The organism is Dyadobacter sandarakinus (genome assembly GCF_016894445.1).
Taxonomy (GTDB): domain Bacteria; phylum Bacteroidota; class Bacteroidia; order Cytophagales; family Spirosomataceae; genus Dyadobacter; species Dyadobacter sandarakinus.
Genome location: NZ_CP056775.1, coordinates 2,408,017 through 2,428,707, shown reverse-complemented (window position 1 = coordinate 2,428,707; position 20,691 = coordinate 2,408,017). Strand labels below are relative to the sequence as shown.

Below are 20,691 nucleotides of genomic sequence, written 5' to 3'. Positions count from 1 at the left end.
GATCAGAGTGCCCAGGTTTTTTGTCCTTTGGGCATGGGCCAGCTGCCTTCAAAGCGGCCGGGGATGGGCAGGTAGTCCAATGCCTGCGTAGCACCGATCTCGGAAGTGAAATAACCGGTGACTGCAAGACCTTTCATTTGCAGGAAAAATGGCTTGTCCACGGTGGTTGTCCGCTTGATTACGTCGTTTTTCTGAGTGGCATTCAGGGATATGAAATCTTTTCCGTAAACCTCCTTGCTCAGCTTATCCACGCCGTCCAGGCCTGCGTAAAACTTTTTCTGATCATCAAGCGCATAGCAATCCTTTATAATACGGGTGATGAACTTGTCGGCACCGGCCGCTTTTGCGCCGGGGGTTCCGGTAGTGGGGATAATTACGTCGGCAACCTCTGCAAGCAATGCCTGCTGGTCGGCCGAAACTTCCGCCGACGGCCCGAAGTTCAGTTGCTCGCCCATAATACCGGCCATGAGCGGAGCAGAGATGGTTCCTCCGAGGAGGAAGGTAATTTTTTGAACAGCTTCTCTACGGTTCATTGGTAGGGTTTGTATTAAAATGATGAATAAACATATAAATATAACCATGATCCGGGACGATCGATAGCAGTTCTTCCAATTATAACCCTTTTGTAGTACTTCTTTACTACTTCATTCAGTACAAAATGGTCAAAAACGAATGCTATTTCCGAAGACTCAATGAGCAGTGCCGCTGGATCACTACATTCTTTGCAATCCGGCGCCACCTATGATATTTGAAGCATATTATAAGACAAAGGCAAGTGCACAACTACACAGATGCTGCTTAGTCGAGGTTAAGTAATAGAGGAACGTTGAGTAAATAATGCGGATATCTTTCCTGAACATTCGGGAAAGATATTTTTTTAAAGTTTCCAGAATCACAAACCTAACTAATCATTCAAAATAGTTAACCATCAGCCTGATTCTGACCTCAGGTTGCATTGTGTTTCTGTCGAAAGGTGCGGGAAAGTTTTCCTGTACCTTTTTTGTTTTACCTCCGCCAGGTAGCACATTAGCCACCAGCCTGAGCATACAATCCTGGATCAAGTACTTACATTACCTGATATAAGCCGATTGTGAGGGTATTTCTTCGGCTTTTGAAAATGCCCTGGCATATTGCTGTTTATACGGCGCATCGGGTTTCAGCTTGCCCTGGGCAGCAAGGCTTTGGCTCAATCCCACAAGCGACCACCCATTTCGCGGGTTATGTACCAGATCCATCCGGTATACTTTTTCAGCCTCGGCAGCTTTTTCTTTTTTCAATAAAAAAGCACCTAAAAACTGGCGGGCAGGCAGGGGCCAGTCATTGGGTTCTGTGTAAATGAGCGCATCTTCTGCTTTGATAGCTTTGTTCAGGCTGGCGTAGGCATGCTCATAATCGTTCTTGTAAAAAGATACCGTTCCCTCCAAAATTCCTCCTGCTACGACTGCCATGGACGAAGGTGCATTAAATGGAATGCGATGTTTGGTTAGGACTGTATGGGTGGCTTTGCTTTTCAATGCAGCAAGGCACGCTGTGGCTTTTGCCAGGTTCCCTGTGTTGGCGTAAGCCATTCCTTTTGCAAAATCGTCCAGCAGTGAAGCGTATATCCAGCCCTGGTCAGGCGAGGTGCTGTCTGCCAAGATTTCATCCCATTTACCCAGCCGCACCAGCGTCATGGACGGAAGCATATACAAGTACTGGTCATAATTATTCTCGGCCGTGGGCGACACGCTGTTCCTGCACCGGATCGCATCGCGCATGCCGGTTTCGTACATGCCTCCCGTAAGTGCGCAATAGGTTTGCACGGCGAAATAATGCGGGCTGTGCTTCACCAATGCAAGATTTCTGGCCAGCGAGTCATATAGCAGCAGGTTTTTGTCTGCAAGGTCGTTCACTTCCACACCTTCTGCATACAATCCGTTGCGCTGGTACTCGTGGCTCGCCATGTGTACCATGTGTGCTACACCCGGGAACAGTTTCCTGAGCTTACCGGCATTAGCCAATGCCACAGAAGGTATATGCGAAGCTTCGGTCAGGTGGATGTGGTAATGCAGGGCAGCCGGATGGTCGGGCGACTTTCGCAAAATCTCCTCACTCAGCCGCACAAGTTCGGGTGTCCAGGCTTTGGGGGACCCGTCGGTTCCCCAAAAGTCCCAGGCATGGATCAGCATCATTGCGTCCACATACAGCATGCTGATATCATGATCCTGGGGAAACTGCCCCGCCAGCCGCTTCATACCTTCTGCATAGCTGAGGTTTAATGCCTGGCGCTTTGCATCGGAAAGGTCCTGGGTGTACCGGCTTTGCATCACCGCGGCCAGTGCTTTTTCTTTGGGGGTGGAATTGGCCAGGTTCTGGTTCATGGCCGTGAGTACGGGCAGGACTTCGGCCGGCATCTTGTAGGTGTGTGCAGCATTGTAGTACGGACCCGCTGCCAGTGCCTGGCCCCAGTAAGTCATCGCCGATGACGGGTCGTGCCTCGAAGCCTCCCTGAACGATGCGAGGGCTTCTTTCATGTGGTAGCTGTAATACAGGCTCAGTCCCTGGTTGAAATAAAATTGTGCGCTGTCACTTGCAGTGGTGATCTTGTAAGCGTAATGTCCCCAGCCCGGCATTGGACCGATGAACTTGCCCGCCACGTTGGCCTGTGAAAAGCCACCTGGTGCGCTCATGCACATGGTAATAGCTTCGGGTTTCAGGCCTTCTCCATTGGTATCAGGAAAACGCGCTGTTAATCCTATCGTCAGGATGATCGGGAGCAAGATAAACAGCAGATAGGTTTTCATAAAAGGTGCGGTTGAAGTCTGGCAGTGTTTTCCTGTTTTGTCAAATATAAAAAAAGTCCCCGCTGAAATCATCAGGCGGGGACTTTCCTCTATGTTTTGTAATTACTTGGCAGGGGTAATCACGATGTTGCGGTATTCCACAGGACCGTGGTCACCCTGAATGTAAATCGGGCCGGGTTCGCCCTCGTTGCTGTCGAGCGCACCGCCGGTAATGCCCGGGATTTCCTGGTTGCAGATGACGGTTTTGCCATTTGCGTCCAAGGTTAGCATGCGGCCAATTAGGGTAATGTCGAGCGAGTTCCACTCACCGGCTTCTTTGGCAACCATTTCACTGGGCGAAATGAAGCCATATACCGCGCCCATCTGATCGAGGGAGGGTTCCATGCCTTTGCTGTCGGTCACCTGGATCTCGTACCGGCCGCGCAGGTATACGCCGCTGTTGCTTCCTTTGGGAATGCGGAACTCGATGTGCAGCTTGAAGTCGCCAAACTTCTCGTCAGTGATCAGGTTTGCGCCTGATTTCGGACTGCGCAGAATGCCATTTTCGGCTACCCACTGGTTTTCACCGAATGCATGCCAGCCTTTAATTACGTTGCCATCGCTTAGCTTGATGGGTTTGCCCCAGGCAGGCTCCGCAGTTTTGCGCAGGGAAGGAGCCCGTACTCCGGTCCAGGAATACGTTTTTCCATCCGGGGTAGTGAGGGAGCCAGAGAGCTTGTCGCCGCTGAGGGTACCTTCTACGGTAAGGTCTTTCTCGGACTTTTCCCATTGAGGCGGAATGGAGAAGCTCATTTTACCATCTTTGAAATTCACCTTTGATACCGGGCGTGCACTGCCCGAAAAGCCCGTAAACTGTCCTACCAGCGTATTGTATCCCGAATGCCGCACTTCCAGCCAGGAGGGGGAAGGCTTGCCGTTGACATCCACAGTAATATCCCACCTACCTTCCAGCGGGGCAGCGGCGGGGGCGGCAATTGTGTTTAAAGAGGTTAGTACCAGCATAGCAGCAGGCACAAGGTACTGCCGGATGAGCCGGCTTAATGCATTTTGTGGTTTCAGGTTCATAATTGTTAGCGTTGAAAGCAGCCAATTTAAACAGAAAATCGGAGCCGCATACCATGTTTCCCGGCCCATAGCAAAAAGCGGAGTGCCACACGTACGCAGCACTCCGCTTTCATTCCCATCCAATAAAACCTATTCGCTGAGTTCGCGGCCGGTTTTGTGTTGCAGTTCGTCGATACGCTTTGAAGCCTCGGCTTTGCTCAGTTTGTCATCAAAAGGCACATCGGCTTCTGCCGAAAGTGTCTTCAGGTACGACTGCTGGGCTCCTGTCATAGGTTCGTCGCCAGTGGTCCATTCGTCCGGATCCTTTACCGTATTGGATCCTTTGATTTCCTGGGGTGTATCATTGCGGGTCTCATCCGCGGCGTTTTTCTCGTCTTTCATGGTTTTCAGTTTTAGTATACATCAAAAAAACTGCGCCATGATGCCATGGGCACTCAGGTAGTATGCGGCTGATGGTGCGATTCGAGGTAAGTAGGCTTGCTCATGCAGATTTCGTAAGCCTGCGCAAGCGCCACAGGCTGATAGGCACCGTTGATATGAAAGATATTGTCAATCCCTACGTCCAGCGATTTGCCCACATTCTCAAAAGAACTGTGTACATGACCATAAAAAAGGGGAACATCGTGGTGCGATTGGTGCCAGATCGACATCGGATAATGCGCGCATACAAACCGGATGTACTCCACGCGGTAAAAACCTATCTGCACAAATTCCCTGAAGTATCCGTCGCGTACATGCTGCTGCGAGATCTGGTGATCGTGGTTACCCTGTAACAAAATAATGTTTTTGCACTGGATCTTTTTCCTGAAACCCACGATATTTTCCCAGCCGCCAAACGACCAGTCGCCGCAATGGATAAGCAGATCGCCCGGGCCGACGCTATTATTGATGCCATCCACGATGGCCTGGTTCATTTCTTCGATGGAGGAAAAATTACGGCAGCGCTGGCGCTCGGGAAGGTCCCAGTCGGATACGGCGCTGCATATATTTTTATGGCCGTAGTGGGTATCGGACGTCAGGTATACCTGTCCAATCGAAAAAGGAAGCGGAGCAAACTTGATCATAGCACGTTGATATTAACGCCGACGGATGAACAAATTTCATTCCACCGGTGCGCACGCTCCATTTTCGCCTTACAATATGGTAATCAGCTGGCCGTAGCGTTCACTTTTTTCAGTACCGGTAACTACGTAGCTCTCGTATTTGCCTGCCGGAATATTTCTGATATCGAAAACAGGGAACATCATCAAACCATCAAACATGGAATAAGCCTGGTCCGAGCGAGGGATGATGAATTCTTTTTTGGTAGCTGTATTGATCAGGACCAAATCATTCTGGCTCGTGGATGCGCCGGGCCGGTCGATGTACGCGATCAGCGGTTCAGATCTGTTAATTACCGTAGCAGGCACAAAATATGGCAGTTTGGTCCCCAGAATGGTTTCAAATTCACTGCTTTTGGAGGGCTGGCTTATGATCCTCAGAATAGGCTGTGTATCCACGTTCCTGATATACAGATTATCCTCACCCATGTACTTTACAATGTCTGTTTTTTCTTCCAGCGGCTTTAAAATTTTTCCATTTTCAAGATAGGTCACTTTGTAGTTTCCGGTCCCGGTATTTTCACTCAGATTCCCCCACAATGTACCCGCGTCTTTGTAGGTGAGCTGTATGGTTTCACTGGTAAAGTCATTTTTTACAACGGCCTCATACTTGTTTTTATCTGAAATATTAAATCCGTTTACTTCAAAATAGTGCGTGCCTTTGAGCATTTTGAACGAAGGTCTTTTCAGCTGAACAAGCCCTTTCTTTATTGAAATATTGTTGGAAACCGGTTCCTTCTTTTCACCCCAGACGATCTCTGCCGAATACTCGCCCGGTTCAGTGTCAGGCGGGAAACGGAACGAAATTCCAGCCTTTGGCCCCTGGCCTGAAAGGTCTGTAAAAAGGCTTTGGCGGACTTCGCCTGTAAGCCGGCTGGTGAGTACAACTTTGGGAGAACGCACAACCCGGCCTTGCTGATCAATCGTGCTGAGCGTTCCATTGATTGTCAGGGGAATGGACAGGGCAGCGTCAGGACCTAAGGTAATGTCGTAGTTCCTGATATTTTCTGACAAGGTAACAGGACGGTACGGAACGACGCAAACGGTATATGACCTGCTGCCCAGATTGGGTTCGGCCACATGTAGTACAAGCTCTTTGCCTTCGAAGTTGAAACCGTTGAGCAGATCAGAGTCACTGGAATAGCCTGCCTGAAAGATCACGGACGGTTTCATGAAATTACCGCCTTTATAATCCTTTGGAAGATTAATGAGGATAAAGTCTTTTCCCGTACGAATGTTGGATGGATCTATCCCCGGTACTGAAAAGTCGAGAATATTGATCTGCCTGGTTTCGGTTGCAGGTGGAACAATTTCATTTTTGTCTTTGCATTGCATAAGCAGTAGGCCCGCAATAACCGGAATGCAGAGGTTGAATTTCATGTAAGCTGGATTTAGAAAAGGTTGGATTGAGCGAGGTGAACGGGTGTGCAAACGTTCACAATATATATAAATTAACCCGTAGCAGTGACAATGCTTTTCAGGCATTTATAAAAAAAGAATTCCGTCGGAATTTAGCGGTGGACTGCATGCTTTGCATTTTTAAATGCTGCATTTAAAAAGATAAATGAAGAATTATTTATGAATTATTTCTTCAAAGCTAGGGTACTACAATGCCAGTTGTTTTCACCTCTTTTTCATAGCATTTAGGAAAATAATTCGCTTACGAGAAGATTGTTTTTTTTTATCTGCTGCACTGGTAATTGTTTCTGTATGCTCAGCAAAAGTTTCTGGTGTTCACGTTCAGGTGACTGCTCACGCTTTTCGTGAATGCCACATTCAGCTTACATAAGGTCCGATCCCGCGTATAGGGTGCCTCGTTTGGTTCGGATTTGCCCAACTCAAATTTATTTTTCCAACAGGCAGTATCTGGCAGCAGTGAAGTACTATATGGTTCAGACAACCCAACTTACTACTCAGTACTTTAACAAACAGCTTGTGAAAACAACCCTACTTCACTTTTACCTCCTTGCTTTTTGCCTGCTTCCGATAGGAAGCCTTTTTGCGCAGCCATATATCAAATGGCAGAAATCATTTGGAAATACCCGGGGCTGCTGCGGCCAGGTTTACAATAGCAGTATCATCAAATCGCCGGACGGCAACCTGGTAGCTGCCAGTGCGGCATCTGAAATTAACCAGGAAGACAAAAGCGAGCCGGGTCTTGCGGGCCTTGATCCCTGGGTGATCAAGTTTGACACAGCCGGACGGAAAATATGGGATAAAACGATTCGCGAAGCGGGCACGGTTTCCACTGTTAAAATCACCGGAACACGGGATGGCGGGTATGTGCTTTGTGCCGATTCGAGGGCCGATGCCGGGGGTGAAAAAAGCCAGAATGCACGGGGCGGGGTTGACTACTGGATTATTAAACTGTCGGCAACCGGCCAGATCGAATGGGACCGGACTTTTGGCGGCACTGAAGATGATATTCCACGGTCTGTTTTTGAGACTGCCGACGGTAACTACCTGGTTACGGGTACGTCCCGCTCAGGCGCAGGTGCCGACAAAACGGAGCCCGGCAAAGGCGGGGAGGATTTCTGGGTGGTGAAGTTCTCTGCCGCCGGAGACAAGCTTTGGGACAGGACATTCGGGGGTACCGGGTCCGAAAACGGCGGCTATGCTGTTCAAGCTAAGGATGGTGGCTACCTGATCGGCGGCTATGCAGACGCATTTACCGGGAGCGGAGATTCGTTTGATTTCAGGGTTTTCAAGATTGATGCAGATGGGAATGAGCTTTGGAATGAAGGCTACGGGGGAGCAGATCTTGAAGTAATGTATTATATGCACGCTGCTGCCGACGGAGGCTTTATTCTTGCAGGCATGTCACGCTCGGGCATCAGCAGGGACAAGTCCGACATCAACAGGGGCATTGAAGACGGGTGGATGATCAAGATTTCTGCTGAGGGTGTAAAGGAATGGGACCGGACTTTGGGCGGTGAGCGCTCGGACGAGATTTTATATGTAGAAGAAACTGCCGACGGAGGGTACCTGACGGCGGTTTCCAGCGGATCTGGCGCCGGGTGGGAGAAGTCGGAAAATTCTAAAGAAGCATACGGAAGCCAGGACTATTGGGTCGTGAGGCTTGCCAGCGACAGAAGTAAAGTCTGGGACAAGTCTATTTCGGGTGACTATCAGGATGAAATCCGCATTGCCACCGAGGTTTCTCCGGGCCGCTATCTACTGGGCGGCATGTCAGAGTCTGGCTCGTATTTTCCCCTTACTGACAGGGCAGTAGCCAGTAAAGGCACGCCTGATATCTGGGTCGTGGCACTCAGCGACAAGCCAAATCCGGAAACCCTGTGGGCATTTTCGGTCCAAAAAGTGCAGGGTACCTCGGAAGTTACCTGGCAAACAGCCTCTGACGCATACAGTACGCGCTTCGAGGTGCAGCATAGCATCGACGCAACACAGTGGAACCATATCAATACGGTCAAGAGCCAGGGTGGGGGTGCCCACTACTGTCATTTTGTGCATCAGCTGCCTTTTGCAGGAGCTAATTATTACCGGCTGAAAATGATTGATCTTTATGATAATGTCACCTATTCCATAATCAGGCAGGTTACGTTTGACCCTGCGGAGATCATTGCTCCGAAGCTGCCGGCTTTAACATGGGATAAAAGCATTGGGAATGCAGCACCTTCGCAGGAGGGTTTACTGCGTTTCCCAACAATCAGGAAAACACCCGATGGCAACTTCATCATGCTCGCTGAGGCAACGCCGCAGGCGGATGAAGACAAGTCTGAAGAAGGTACAGGTCCCAGCAATCCGTGGGTCATCAAATTCACTCCGCAGGGAACGCGCATCTGGGACAAAACCTTCACTGCCAACAACGGAGGGTATCCATACGCAGGCAATATCATTCCTACTTCGGACGGCGGGTACCTGTTTTGTACAAAGGGGCGTACCAGCATGGCCGGCGACCAGGTTCAGCCCGGCAAAGGCCAGGACGATTTCTGGATTGTAAAACTGTCGGCGGACGGGTCGGTATTATGGGACAAGCTGGTAGGTGGTCCGGGTAATGATTTTCCTTACGCACTCCTCCAAACTGCCGACGGCGGATTTCTTGTCGGAGGAGATTCCGACTCGGATGCAGGCGGCGACAAAACTGCTGTTTCAATAGGGGGACTTGATTATTGGATAGTCAGATTATCACCAATGGGCGAAGTACTATGGGATGCCTCATTCGGATCATCGGGAACCGACAATCTCAAAGGATTACAGCAGATGCAGGATGGTGGCTACCTCCTGGCAGGCTCCTCGGACGGCTCTGGAGGCGGTGACAAGTCGGGAACAAAAGGACAGTCGGATTTCTGGTTGCTGAAAATAACACCGGAAGGTGCGCTGCAATGGGAAAAAACAATAGGAGGCCCGCAGTCGGACGTGCTGATGCATGTGACCACAGCCGGCGATGGTAATTTCCTGCTGGTGGGTGCATCCGATTCCAATGCAGGTTTTGACAAAACAGAAGATGTACGAACGGCAGGTGCAAGCGATGGTTGGGTGGTGAAAATGGATGCCTTGGGGAATGTATTATGGGATAAAACGCTGGGTGGAACCGACACCGATATGATTGCATATGCAGAGCAAACCCTGGACGGTGGTTACCTGCTTTCGGCTGGCAGCAGATCCGACTCCGGTTTTGATAAAACAGAAAACCAGAAAGATTTCATTGATAGTGACTACCGCAACGATTACTGGCTGATCAAGCTGAACCCGGAAGGGTCGAAAGTGTGGGACAAGACCATTGGTGGAAGCGGGCCGGACTTTCCATATTTCGGTACAGAAATAACAGCCGGAAATTACTTTCTGGCGGGCGCCTCCGCGTCTGATGTGTATTACCGCCCGGGTGACAGAAGCGTTATCCGAAAGGGGGAGCAGGATATCTGGATGGTAACCTTATCGGAAGAACAGCCGCCCCTGCCGGTTACCCTGATCGCCTTCAATGCTCAGAAAGAAAATGCGACGGTACTCCTCAGCTGGCAAACGACTTCCGAAACCCGCAGTGACCGCTTTGAAGTGGAACATAGTATGAATGGAAAAGCCTGGAACCCCATTGCGACCGTGGCTGCAAGCGGGGAAAGTGCATCATTGAAAAACTACCAGTACATCCACCAGAATCCGGTGGCAGATATTAACTACTACCGCCTCAAAATGGTTGATTCAGATGAAACCTTTGCCTATTCAGCAATCGTGCGGGTCAGCTTTCCATTTGATTTGGATATAAATGTTTACCCGAATCCTGCAACAGAAACAATCCATTTGCAAGCTCCTGACTGGTCCAGGGTAAAGCAGGTGGAGATGCTGAATGCACTTGGAAAAGTAGTTTACATCTCAGACAAAAATCCTCCAAAGCAGGTGGCTGCCAAAGGTTTCCGGGCAGGTTTGTACTTCATCAGGATCACGAATGTAGATGGAAGCCAGGCGACACGCAGGATTGTCGTGGGGGAGTAAGAATTGTTGGATTCGAACCGCCCGGCGTTCCGGCAAAGACCTGCTGCTTGGAAGGCAGTGAACATAAAAAAAGAGCAAGCTTAGGCTTGCTCTTTTTCACTCTCGATGTGATCCCGTTTGGATTCGAACCAAAGACCTACTGCTTAGAAGGCAGTTGCTCTATCCAACTGAGCTACGGGACCGGATATAAACAAAAAAGGCAGTTAAGCGATTTACGGCTTACTGCCTTTTGTCGGGGAGACAGGATTCGAACCTGCGACCCTCTGGTCCCAAACCAGATGCGCTACCGAGCTGCGCCACTCCCCGCGGTAATTCAAAACTTCAGAAAAGGTGTAGAGGAAGCGGGATTCGAACCCGCGGTACCCTTGCGAGTACGGCAGTTTAGCAAACTACTGGTTTCAGCCACTCACCCATCCCTCCTTCTTTCCGTTCTGGGTTGCAAATATAGAGGGTTAGGTTTCAGAAACGCAAACAATTCGGCAAAAAAACTTTGTCAGAACGCCCAATTACCTATTTTTGGCGAAGTTTAATTTACGCCAATACGTTCAGTATGAACTGGAATTACCCATTTGCCACTGCCGAATATTTTTTCATTTTTTTCTTTGTCCTTGCCTACACTGCCTACATTGTCCGTACAATCCGGGTGGCCCGCCAGCTTCAAACCACGGCCCGTACCCTCATCATCAAACTTTTTTTAAGGAGCATCAGCTTCTCGCTTTTGATCATCAGCCTGCTGGGGCCGTCTTTTGGCGAGGCGGAGCGTGACGTGCAGGCCAAAGGGAAGGATATTTTCCTGGTTGTGGACCTTTCCAAGTCCATGGATGCTGCCGACGTTACGCCATCGCGGCTCGAAAAGGTAAAATTTGAGCTCAGCCGGTTTGTTGAAAACCAGCGTGCAAACCGGATCGGTATTATAGTCTTCTCCAATGAAAGCTTTGTGCACGTACCGCTGACTTATGATGGAGAGGCGCTCGGGCTGTTTATACAATCCCTGCAGACAGACCTGCTCGCCAGAAGTGGGACCAACCTCTGCGGTGCCGCCCAGCTTGCCTACGACAACCTGATGGGCACCGCCGATCCGGAAGGCCGCTCCCGAATGATGATCTTTTTTACAGATGGTGAAACTGACTCCGAATGCAGCCATGCGCTTTTTAACAACATTCGGAGATTTGGGATAGGCGTGTACCTGGTGGCAGTAGGGACGCGTGTGGGGATCAGCATCCAGCAAAATGGAAAACCGATGATGGATGAAAATGACAAGCTGGTGATCAGCAAGGTTAATGATGCCTACCTGCGGAAGATGGCAGAAACGGTGAATGGAAGCTTTTTTGAGCTTAATAACAGCCGGAATGATATTCCACAGCTCATCAGCGCGGTGGACAGTGCGGAAGGTACTCTTGTAGATTCCCGGACAATTACCGTAGTCAGCAACAAATATTACTATTTTCTGGGGGCTGCGCTCGTGCTGATCGCGCTTGACGTTTTAATTACGATAGGAACATTCCGACTGTAAGGATCAATTCCTATTTTTGCACGTCAACACAAAACAATATGACCGTTATCATCCTGTACGTGCTGCTTTGGCTTTGGGACAATCGCACTTTTGATTCCATCACCAAAACAAACCAGCGCAAGATCGGCGCAGAAACGGCATATCACAACCGCCAGTATGCAGAGGCAGCCAGGCTATACGGCCAGATCACCTATGGTTCGCTGTTTTCCGATCCTTCTGCCCGCCTGAACCTGGCGCATTCATACTTCAATCTCCGCAATTACAAGCAGGCATTCAAGCATTATCAGTTGCTTGAAAAAAGTGATAACAGCGCCATCGCTTCTGTGGCCAACAGTCAGGCGGCTTTGATTAAGGTAATGGAAAAAGACACTGCCAGCGCGCTGGAAGACCTGAAAACGGCGATTATCCTGGAACCCAATAATTCCATTGCCCGCAACAACTACATCATCCTGAAAAAACATTTTTCAGGTGTAGAGCGCCCCTCGGATCATTCCGCCGCGACCAGACGAACCGAAAGTGAGAAGCATACGGCCGGAAAAAGCAGCGAAAATCCCCAGCCGCCCCAGGAAGGAAGGGAAATTGCCGAGGGGGAACAGAAAGAAGAATTGCTGGCAAGCCTGCAGGCCATGAACATGTCTGAGGAACAGGCAAAGGCCATTCTGGATGCCATGAAATCAAACGAATCCCAATATATTTATCAGCTTCGCAGGAAGCAGTATTACAGGAAAGACCGCCGCAGTGAGGTGGTTGAATGGTAATTTTTCCCCAATCCCATGAATACCATAGCAGAAACCCATTTCCAGTTTCCCGGCCAGACGGGCTTTTACAAAGGCAAGGTGCGCGACGTTTATTCTTTTGAAAAACGGCTCGTCATGATTGCCAGCGACCGGATTTCAGCCTTTGACGTAATCCTGCCCAAGGCAATTCCCTACAAAGGCCAGGTCCTTAACCAGACGGCTGCCCACTTCCTGAATGCTACGTCGGATATTGTCCCCAACTGGCTCAGCGAAGTGCCGGATCCCAATGTCAGCATCGGAATCAAATGCCAGGCTTATCCCGTGGAAATGGTGGTGCGCGGTTACCTGGCGGGACATGCGTGGCGTGAGTATGCCGCCGGAAAGCGGAGCGTTTGCGGTGTGGCATTGCCGGACGGATTGAAAGAAAACGATAAACTTCCTGAGCCCATCATCACGCCGACTACCAAGGCGCACGAGGGACATGACGAGGATATTTCGCGCGAGCAGATCCTTGCCCAAGGCCTTGTGAGTGAGGAAGATTATGAGCAGCTTGAAAAATATACGCTTGCCCTCTTTGCCCGTGGCACGGAAATGGCTGCGGACCGGGGCCTGATCTTGGTGGATACCAAATATGAATTCGGCCAGATTGACGGTACGATTTACCTGATTGATGAAATACATACGCCGGATTCGTCCCGGTACTTTTACCAGGATGTGTACGAGGAAAACCAGTGGTCGGGCCTGCCGCAAAAGCAACTCTCCAAGGAGTTTGTGCGCGAGTGGCTGATCCAGAACGGGTTCCAGGGAAAAGACGGGCAAAAAGTGCCTGAGATGGACGAGGCCCGCGTCATGCAGATTTCGGACAGGTACATTGAGCTTTTTGAAAAAGTAACCGGAAACAAGTTCCAGAAAAATAACCTGGACGATCCGCTGAAGCGCATTGAAGCAGCAGTGCTGCGCACGTTGCAGCAATAAAACCGACCAACTATTTAGAACCTAACGAACGGGAAATGAACTACAAGCTGGAAAAAAAGGAGCAATATGCTTTTATCGACTTAGAGGAAACGGCGTTTGCAGGAGCTGTACCCGCCTCCTTCGAGGAAACTGCGCGATCGCTTTTCCGGGAAGACTTTCACAATTTGATCGTAAACATGCAGACCGTGAAGGAGCTGGATGCTCCGGGCATTGCCATCCTTAAAAAGGTAAACTGGCTCTGTGCCAACGATCTCGGATTACTCGTGATCGTGACCCGGGACGATGATTTTATGGATATGCTTGAAGCCCTCAAGATTCCTGACCTGCAGGTGCTGCCTACCAAAGAGGAGGCCATCGATGCGGTGTTCATGCATAGCCTGGAAAATGAATTCGGGGCAGGGGATGATGATTACGACGACGAAGACTACCAGGGAGTAAGTGAATCCAGTGAGCCCTGAGGCCGCTTTTTATTACAAAATTCAAATGGTGTCAAAACGCCCGGTCGCATTCGGCCGGGCGTTTTATTTGCCGTTTTGCAATCATTTTTGTAATTTAGTTAGATGCATTTAGCACAATGCCAAGAGGATACTTTTGCTGCTTTTGTTTTACCAAACTGGCAACTTAGCATCAGTATTCTTGCACTTTTATTCATATTCTTATAAAAACTGTGATGAAAGTACTTGTTCGTGCCGACAGTCATAAAATTTTGCCATTCCATTAATCAGCCAAATATTTTTTATGATTATCTTGCGAGGCTTTACCCTAATCATTACAGAATAGGGATCAGCCGGGAAATTTTAATTGGTTATTTATATAAATTCTAATTTCGAATTTATTAATCATTACAATCGTTGATTAATGTCGCAAAAATCTGAACCGATGGTAGAAAATCAGGGACTATACCGTCCGGAATTTGAGCATGATGCATGTGGAATTGGATTCCGGGCTAACATAAAGGGTCGTAAGTCACACCAGATTGTGGCGGACGCCATCCACATGTTAGAGCGAATGGAACACCGGGGTGCTACTGGTTTTGATCCCAATACAGGTGACGGGGCCGGGATTCTCATTCAGATTCCACATGAATTTTTCGTGGAAGAATGCTCGAAAATGGGCGTACAACTGCCTCCTGCCGGTGAGTATGGCGTTGGGATGATCTTTTTTCCGAATGATGAAACCATCCGTGAAGAGTGCCGCGATATACTGAACCGGAAAATCAGGAAGCTGGGCCTGCATCTGCTGGGATACCGCAAGGTACCTACGCTCAACAATACACTGGGTGAAGGCTCATTGTCCGTGGAGCCGCATGTAGAGCAGGTTTTTATCAAACGTCCGGATGATGTTACCGATGATCTTGGCTTTGAAAGGAAGCTGTACATCCTGCGCCAGGTTTCGGCCAGGCTGATCAGGGATACGGTTAAAGGAGGTGCCAAAAACTTTTATTACTCCTCGCTTTCCTGCCGTACCATTTCCTACAAGGGTCAGCTGACCACGGCCCAGCTGAAATATTATTTTCCAGATCTTGAAAATGAATCCGTAGTGTCGGCCCTTGCGGTGGTACACTCGCGTTTTTCAACCAATACATTCCCATCCTGGGAGCTTGCGCAGCCTTTCCGGTACATCGCCCATAATGGTGAGATCAATACCGTAAAAGGAAATGTGAACTGGATCCGCGCCGGTGAGAAGGCATTTTCGTCGGAGTTTTTTACAAAGGAAGAAATGGATATGATCCTGCCAATCTGTGACAGGAACCAGTCCGATTCTGCCAACCTTGACAATGCAATTGAGCTGCTGCACCTGTCGGGCCGCTCGCTGCCGCATGTGATGATGATGCTGATCCCGGAAGCCTGGGACGGCAATGAGCAAATGGATCCAGAGCGAAAAGCATTTTACGAGTACCATGCGGCAATGATGGAGCCATGGGATGGTCCCGCTTCCATTTCATTTACAGACGGTAAAATAGTAGGTGCTACGCTCGACCGTAACGGGCTGCGGCCTTCGCGCTACTGGGTGCTCGATGATGATACTATTATTATGGCATCGGAAGCGGGCGTACTGGAAGTAGACCAGGCCAGGGTAGTGACCAAAGGCCGTCTGCAGCCCGGACGTATGTTCGTGGTGGATATGGAGCAGGGACGTATTATTCCGGATGAAGAAATAAAAGCAGCGGTATGTTCAGGTAAACCTTACCAGAAGTGGCTTGAAGATAACAAGCTGCACGTAGATCAGCTCGAACATCCCATCCGCACCTACCGGGCATACGACGAAGCTGCACTGCTGAAGCGCCAGATCGCATTCGGCTATACTTCGGAAGACCTCCGGATGATCCTGGCACCTATGGCGCAGACCGGGCTGGAAGCCATTGGTTCAATGGGTACGGATAGTCCTCTCGCGGTACTTTCTGAGCAGAGCCAGCATTTATCAAGCTATTTCAAACAGCTTTTTGCCCAGGTTACCAACCCGCCGATCGACTCGATCCGGGAGCGGGCAATTATGTCGCTGATTTCTTTTGTAGGCGGTACCGAAAACGTATTGACCGAAACACCGAAGCATTGCCGCCAGATTGCGCTGCCACATCCTGTACTGACCGTGCAGGAGTTCGACAAGCTGCGTTTTGTGGACAAAGACGGCTTCCAGGCCAAGACGATCAATACATATTTCCGTGCGGATCAGGGCGGTAAAGCCCTTGAACGTGCATTGGAGCGCATTTGCCGCTATGCCACGGATGCAATCGAGGACGGGTTTGAGATCCTGATCCTGTCCGACCGCGCCATTGATTCTGACCATGCGCCGATCCCGTCGCTGCTCGCTACTGCCACCATTCACCACCATCTTATCCGCGAAGGGCTGAGAGGTAAGGTAGGGTTGCTTGTGGAAGCCGGCGATGTTTGGGAGACGCACCATTTTGCCACCCTGATCGGGTACGGAGCGGCAGGTATTTGTCCATATATGGCCTTCGAGACGCTTTCTTATATGAATAAGCAAAGCATGATCGATGGTGACTTTGCAGACGACAAGCTTTATTACAATTACATCAAAGCCGTAAATAAGGAGCTGCTGAAGATTTTCTCTAAAATGGGAATTTCGACATTGCAGTCTTACCAGGGCGCACAAATATTCGAATGCGTCGGTATTAACAAGGAAGTAGTCGACCGTTACTTTACCGGGACGATTTCGAGGATTGGCGGAATGGGTATTGCTGAAATTGCGCGCGAAATTCTCGTGCGTCACAAAGTTGCCTACCACAACACCCCCGATCAAAAGCCAAGGCTTGAAGTAGGAGGGGTATACCAATGGAAGCAGCGCGGCGAGGCACATATTTTCAATCCGCAGTCTGTGCACCTGCTGCAACAATCGACCAAGGCTAACAGTTATGAGCTATTTAAAAAATACTCCAAGCTGATCGACGACCAGAGCCATAAGGCACTTACGCTCCGTGGTTTATTGCGCTTCAAAAAAGGCGTATCTGTTCCGATTGAAGAAGTTGAGCCGGTTGAAAGCATTTTCAAGCGTTTTGCTACCGGGGCTATGTCCTTTGGTTCCATCTCGTGGGAAGCACATACCACCTTAGCTGTTGCCATGAACCGTATCGGCGGAAAGTCCAACTCCGGCGAGGGTGGCGAGGATGAGCTGCGCTACAAACCGCTTGAAAATGGCGATAGTATGAACTCGCAGATCAAGCAGGTGGCCTCCGGGCGATTTGGGGTGACCAGCCACTACCTGAGTAATGCAGGAGAACTTCAGATCAAAACCGCCCAGGGTGCCAAGCCGGGTGAAGGTGGTCAGCTGCCAGGGTTCAAGGTAGACGACTGGATCGGACGTACACGGCATTCAACACCTGGGGTCGGGCTGATCTCGCCTCCGCCACACCATGATATTTATTCCATTGAGGATCTTGCCCAGCTGATCTTTGACCTTAAAAATGCAAACCGCCAGGCTCGTATCAGCGTGAAGCTGGTATCCGAAGCAGGCGTAGGAACGGTGGCGTCCGGTGTTGCCAAAGCGCATGCCGACCATATCCTAATTTCCGGCTATGATGGCGGTACAGGTGCATCTCCGCTGAGCTCGATCCGGCACGCAGGCCTTCCCTGGGAGCTTGGATTAGCTGAAACACACCAGACGCTGGTACGGAACAAATTGCGCGGCCGCGTAACGGTACAGGCCGACGGCCAGCTGCGTACAGGCCGTGACCTTGCCATTGCAGCCATGCTGGGTGCAGAGGAGTGGGGAGTAGCTACCGCGGCGCTCGTTGCCGCAGGATGTATCATGATGCGTAAATGTCACCTGAACACCTGTCCGGTAGGCGTGGCAACACAGCGCAAAGAGTTGCGCGCATTGTTTTCCGGTAAGCCTGAGCATGTGGTGAACATGTTCACCTTTATGGCCCAGGAACTGCGCGAGATCATGGCACAGCTTGGTTTCCGTACGGTAAATGAAATGGTGGGGCAGGCACAGTACCTCGAACTCCGCAATGATGTAAAACACTGGAAGTACAAAAATCTGAACTTCGACGCGATCCTGTTTAAAGAAGGTGACCTGTCGGTAGCGCAGTTCAAGCAGGAAGAGCAGGATCATGGCATTGATAGTATTCTTGATATTGACCTGATACGTACTGCACAACCTGCACTGGAAACCAGGGAGGAAATATATGCAGAGTTCCCGATCAACAACCTGAACAGGTCTGTGGGTACTATGCTTTCCAATGAAATTTCCAAGAAGTACGGCGGTGCAGGACTTTCCCGTGGAAATATTCACTTCAAATTCCGCGGTACTGCCGGACAAAGCTTTGGAGCATTTAACACGGCGGGTGTACGTCTTGAACTCGAAGGGGATGCAAACGATTACTTCGGAAAAGGTCTTTGCGGCGCCGAGCTGATCGTGTATCCGGACCGTGATTCCAAGTTCAGACCGGAAGAAAACATCATTATCGGTAATGTGGCATTTTACGGAGCTACTTCCGGTGACGCCTTCATCCGCGGTACTGCTGGCGAGCGTTTCTGCGTACGCAACTCAGGTGCCAAGGTAGTAGTGGAAGGAGTAGGAGACCACGGCCTCGAATATATGACGGGCGGATTGGCGATCATTCTCGGAGAAACCGGCCGCAACTTCGCAGCAGGGATGTCAGGGGGAGTTGCATACGTGCTCGATAAAGCCGGTACCTTCCAGGAAAAAGTGAACACCGAAATGGTATCGCTCGAATCGCTGAATGATGAGGATCAGGGTATTTTGAGAGAGTATCTTGAAAAACACTTCCAGTACACCACCAGCAATATTGCATTCCAGCTGCTGCAAAACTGGGAAGTTTCGGCAGGACAGTTTGTCAAAGTAATGCCGTCCGATTTCAGGAAAGCCCTTGAAGGTCGCGGTATTACGCTCGCACAGCAGATTGCTGACAAGAACATTGTATATAAAGACATTGTTGTAGATGTTGTGCAGTAATAGTCTTGCAGCTGATAATTGTATTTGAATCACGATTTTAAATAAGCATATCAAGAATGGGAAAACCGACCGGATTTTTAGAGTTTGAAAGGGAGTTGCCTAAAAAAAGGAGCGTAGAAGAGCGTTTGCACGACTACCGTGAGATTGAAACAGCCCCCACAGACTCGAATTCCAAACAGCAGGCAGCCCGGTGTATGGACTGCGGAATTCCTTTTTGCCACAATGGTTGTCCGCTCGGGAATATTATTCCCGAGTTCAACGATGCCGTGTACGATGAGAACTGGGGACTGGCCTATGAAATCCTGGCATCCACCAACAATTTTCCAGAGTTTACCGGTAGGATCTGCCCTGCACCCTGCGAAGCATCGTGCGTGCTCGGCATCAACAAGCCGCCGGTAGCGATCGAGTACATTGAAAAGGCAATTATCGAGAAAGCTTTTGAACTTGGCCTTGTAAAACCCAAGATGCCTGCGGTACGTACCGGCAAGAAAGTAGCCGTAGTAGGCTCAGGTCCTGCGGGATTAGCAGCCGCTGCCCAGCTCAACCAGGCCGGCCACACCGTAGTGCTGATGGAGCGCGCCGACAAGATCGGAGGCCTTGTACGCTATGGAATTCCTGATTTCAAGCTGGATAAGGGCATTATCGACCGCAGACTGGCGGTTATGCAGGAAGAAGGCGTGCAGTTTCGTACCAATGTGAATGTAGGTGTGGACATCAAGGCCGATGAGCTCCTGGACGAGTTTGATGCGGTGCTGCTGACCATGGGCTCTACGGTGCCCCGCGATGTAAAAATCGGCGGACGCAACCTCAAAGGGGTACATTTTGCCATGGAATTCCTGAGCCAGCAAAACAAGCGCGTGGCTGGCATTGACCGCCTGGTAGACCACCGTGGTTCAACCTACGCAAATGGAGAAATCTACGCCAAAGACAAGCACGTAGTGGTGATTGGAGGCGGTGATACGGGCTCCGACTGTGTCGGTACATCCGGCCGTCATGGTGCCAAATCTATTACGCAGATCGAGCTCATGCCTATCCCTCCGAAGGAACGTGACAGCAGCACGCCCTGGCCTAACTGGCCAATGATGCTGCGCACATCCACCTCCCATGAGGAAGGCTGCGACAGGCATTGGTCGATCAATACCAAAGAATTTGTAGGTGATGAGAACGGAAATCTGAAAGCGCTCAAAATCGTTGATCTTGACTGGCAGAAGGATCCGGAAACGGGCCGCATGCAGATGAAGGAAGTGGAAGGCAGCGAACGCAGTATTCCATGTGACCTGGCATTCCTGGCAGCAGGGTTTCTGCACCCGCAGCAGGAAGGTCTGCTTACTGACCTCGACGTTGAATTCGACGAGCGTGGAAATATCAAAACCAATGGGTACCAGTCTGCCAGCAACGAAAAAGTGTTTGCAGCCGGTGATTGCCGCCGGGGACAATCTCTGGTCGTTTGGGCGATCAGCGAAGGCCGGGAGGCAGCCCGCTCCGTAGACGAGTACCTGATGGGTACTTCGTTCCTGGAAGCCAAGGCGGTATCCATGTTCAACCCTCTATTTGCCCACGCCTGAGCGGCAGAAGGCAGCAGCCGGTTGCTGTACATAAAATGAGAAGCTGCCTCTCCGGGGGCGGCTTTT

At 50.1% G+C, this 20,691-nt stretch carries 13 protein-coding genes and 3 tRNA genes; 7 read left to right on the top strand and 9 right to left on the bottom strand.

Going from position 1 to position 20,691, the window contains the following annotated elements; translation table 11 throughout:
- Positions 1 to 2 precede the first annotated feature (2 nt).
- The 6 genes from HWI92_RS09780 to HWI92_RS09755 all read right to left on the bottom strand — a co-directional run bounded on the left by HWI92_RS09780 (position 3) and on the right by HWI92_RS09755 (position 6,328).
- On the bottom strand, positions 3 to 533 hold the full coding sequence (locus HWI92_RS09780; RefSeq protein WP_204663215.1) for a gluconate 2-dehydrogenase subunit 3 family protein: 531 nt from the start codon (positions 531 to 533) through the stop codon (positions 3 to 5).
- 537 nt (positions 534 to 1,070) lie between these two features.
- Positions 1,071 to 2,783 (bottom strand): hypothetical protein, encoded by a 1,713-nt coding sequence (locus HWI92_RS09775; protein ID WP_204663213.1) that lies wholly within the window; start codon positions 2,781 to 2,783, stop codon positions 1,071 to 1,073.
- Between the two features lie 102 nt (positions 2,784 to 2,885).
- Complete coding sequence (locus HWI92_RS09770) at positions 2,886 to 3,848, bottom strand: 3-keto-disaccharide hydrolase (protein ID WP_204663211.1); 963 nt, start codon at positions 3,846 to 3,848, stop codon at positions 2,886 to 2,888.
- A 129-nt stretch (positions 3,849 to 3,977) separates the two neighbouring features.
- A complete protein-coding gene (locus tag HWI92_RS09765; protein ID WP_204663208.1) occupies positions 3,978 to 4,229 on the bottom strand; it encodes a DUF3072 domain-containing protein in 252 nt (83 codons plus the stop codon).
- Between the two features lie 53 nt (positions 4,230 to 4,282).
- On the bottom strand, positions 4,283 to 4,912 hold the full coding sequence (locus tag HWI92_RS09760; RefSeq protein ID WP_204663206.1) for a metallophosphoesterase: 630 nt from the start codon (positions 4,910 to 4,912) through the stop codon (positions 4,283 to 4,285).
- Positions 4,913 to 4,981: 69 nt separating this feature from the next.
- Positions 4,982 to 6,328: an immunoglobulin domain-containing protein gene (locus HWI92_RS09755; RefSeq protein WP_204663204.1), complete on the bottom strand. Its 1,347-nt coding sequence runs from the start codon at positions 6,326 to 6,328 to the stop codon at positions 4,982 to 4,984.
- Between the two features lie 555 nt (positions 6,329 to 6,883).
- On the opposite strand from HWI92_RS09755, the gene HWI92_RS09750 reads away from it, so the two are divergent.
- Positions 6,884 to 10,396, top strand: coding sequence for a T9SS type A sorting domain-containing protein (locus tag HWI92_RS09750; RefSeq protein ID WP_204663202.1), 3,513 nt, complete (start codon positions 6,884 to 6,886; stop codon positions 10,394 to 10,396).
- Between the two features lie 108 nt (positions 10,397 to 10,504).
- On the opposite strand, the gene HWI92_RS09745 is transcribed toward HWI92_RS09750, so the two are convergent.
- The 3 genes from HWI92_RS09745 to HWI92_RS09735 form a co-directional block, all read right to left on the bottom strand.
- Positions 10,505 to 10,578 (bottom strand) — tRNA-Arg (locus HWI92_RS09745).
- Between the two features lie 50 nt (positions 10,579 to 10,628).
- A tRNA-Pro gene (locus HWI92_RS09740) sits at positions 10,629 to 10,702 on the bottom strand.
- Positions 10,703 to 10,729: 27 nt separating this feature from the next.
- Positions 10,730 to 10,816 (bottom strand) — tRNA-Ser (locus HWI92_RS09735).
- Between the two features lie 130 nt (positions 10,817 to 10,946).
- Between HWI92_RS09735 and HWI92_RS09730 the strand changes: the two genes are divergently transcribed.
- From HWI92_RS09730 to HWI92_RS09705, 6 genes are all read left to right on the top strand, one after another.
- Entirely contained in the window at positions 10,947 to 11,909 is a 963-nt protein-coding gene (locus HWI92_RS09730) for a vWA domain-containing protein (protein ID WP_204663200.1), read from the top strand.
- A 38-nt stretch (positions 11,910 to 11,947) separates the two neighbouring features.
- On the top strand, positions 11,948 to 12,667 hold the full coding sequence (locus HWI92_RS09725) for a tetratricopeptide repeat protein (RefSeq protein WP_204663198.1): 720 nt from the start codon (positions 11,948 to 11,950) through the stop codon (positions 12,665 to 12,667).
- Positions 12,668 to 12,682: 15 nt separating this feature from the next.
- The gene (locus HWI92_RS09720) at positions 12,683 to 13,621 is read left to right on the top strand and encodes a phosphoribosylaminoimidazolesuccinocarboxamide synthase (protein WP_204663196.1); all 939 of its coding nucleotides are present in this window, start codon (positions 12,683 to 12,685) and stop codon (positions 13,619 to 13,621) included.
- A 35-nt stretch (positions 13,622 to 13,656) separates the two neighbouring features.
- Positions 13,657 to 14,079 carry an STAS domain-containing protein gene (locus HWI92_RS09715; RefSeq protein WP_204663194.1) on the top strand — a complete coding sequence of 141 codons (423 nt, stop codon included), beginning with the start codon at positions 13,657 to 13,659 and terminating at the stop codon, positions 14,077 to 14,079.
- A gap of 400 nt (positions 14,080 to 14,479) precedes the next feature.
- The gene (gene gltB, locus HWI92_RS09710; protein WP_204663192.1) at positions 14,480 to 19,060 is read left to right on the top strand and encodes a glutamate synthase large subunit; all 4,581 of its coding nucleotides are present in this window, start codon (positions 14,480 to 14,482) and stop codon (positions 19,058 to 19,060) included.
- Positions 19,061 to 19,116: 56 nt separating this feature from the next.
- Positions 19,117 to 20,625: a glutamate synthase subunit beta gene (locus tag HWI92_RS09705; protein ID WP_204663190.1), complete on the top strand. Its 1,509-nt coding sequence runs from the start codon at positions 19,117 to 19,119 to the stop codon at positions 20,623 to 20,625.
- The last annotated feature ends 66 nt before the right edge of the window (positions 20,626 to 20,691 follow it).

Coding starts and splice junctions, on each gene's coding strand:
- HWI92_RS09780 (WP_204663215.1), bottom strand. CDS start 533: ATGAACCGTAGAGAAGCTGTTCAAAAAATTACCTTCCTCCTCGGAGGA.
- HWI92_RS09765 (WP_204663208.1), bottom strand. CDS start 4,229: ATGAAAGACGAGAAAAACGCCGCGGATGAGACCCGCAATGATACACCC.
- HWI92_RS09715 (WP_204663194.1), top strand. CDS start 13,657: ATGAACTACAAGCTGGAAAAAAAGGAGCAATATGCTTTTATCGACTTA.
- HWI92_RS09755 (WP_204663204.1), bottom strand. CDS start 6,328: ATGAAATTCAACCTCTGCATTCCGGTTATTGCGGGCCTACTGCTTATG.
- gltB (WP_204663192.1), top strand. CDS start 14,480: ATGTCGCAAAAATCTGAACCGATGGTAGAAAATCAGGGACTATACCGT.
- HWI92_RS09730 (WP_204663200.1), top strand. CDS start 10,947: ATGAACTGGAATTACCCATTTGCCACTGCCGAATATTTTTTCATTTTT.
- HWI92_RS09705 (WP_204663190.1), top strand. CDS start 19,117: ATGGGAAAACCGACCGGATTTTTAGAGTTTGAAAGGGAGTTGCCTAAA.
- HWI92_RS09760 (WP_204663206.1), bottom strand. CDS start 4,912: ATGATCAAGTTTGCTCCGCTTCCTTTTTCGATTGGACAGGTATACCTG.
- HWI92_RS09720 (WP_204663196.1), top strand. CDS start 12,683: ATGAATACCATAGCAGAAACCCATTTCCAGTTTCCCGGCCAGACGGGC.
- HWI92_RS09725 (WP_204663198.1), top strand. CDS start 11,948: ATGACCGTTATCATCCTGTACGTGCTGCTTTGGCTTTGGGACAATCGC.
- HWI92_RS09775 (WP_204663213.1), bottom strand. CDS start 2,783: ATGAAAACCTATCTGCTGTTTATCTTGCTCCCGATCATCCTGACGATA.
- HWI92_RS09770 (WP_204663211.1), bottom strand. CDS start 3,848: ATGAACCTGAAACCACAAAATGCATTAAGCCGGCTCATCCGGCAGTAC.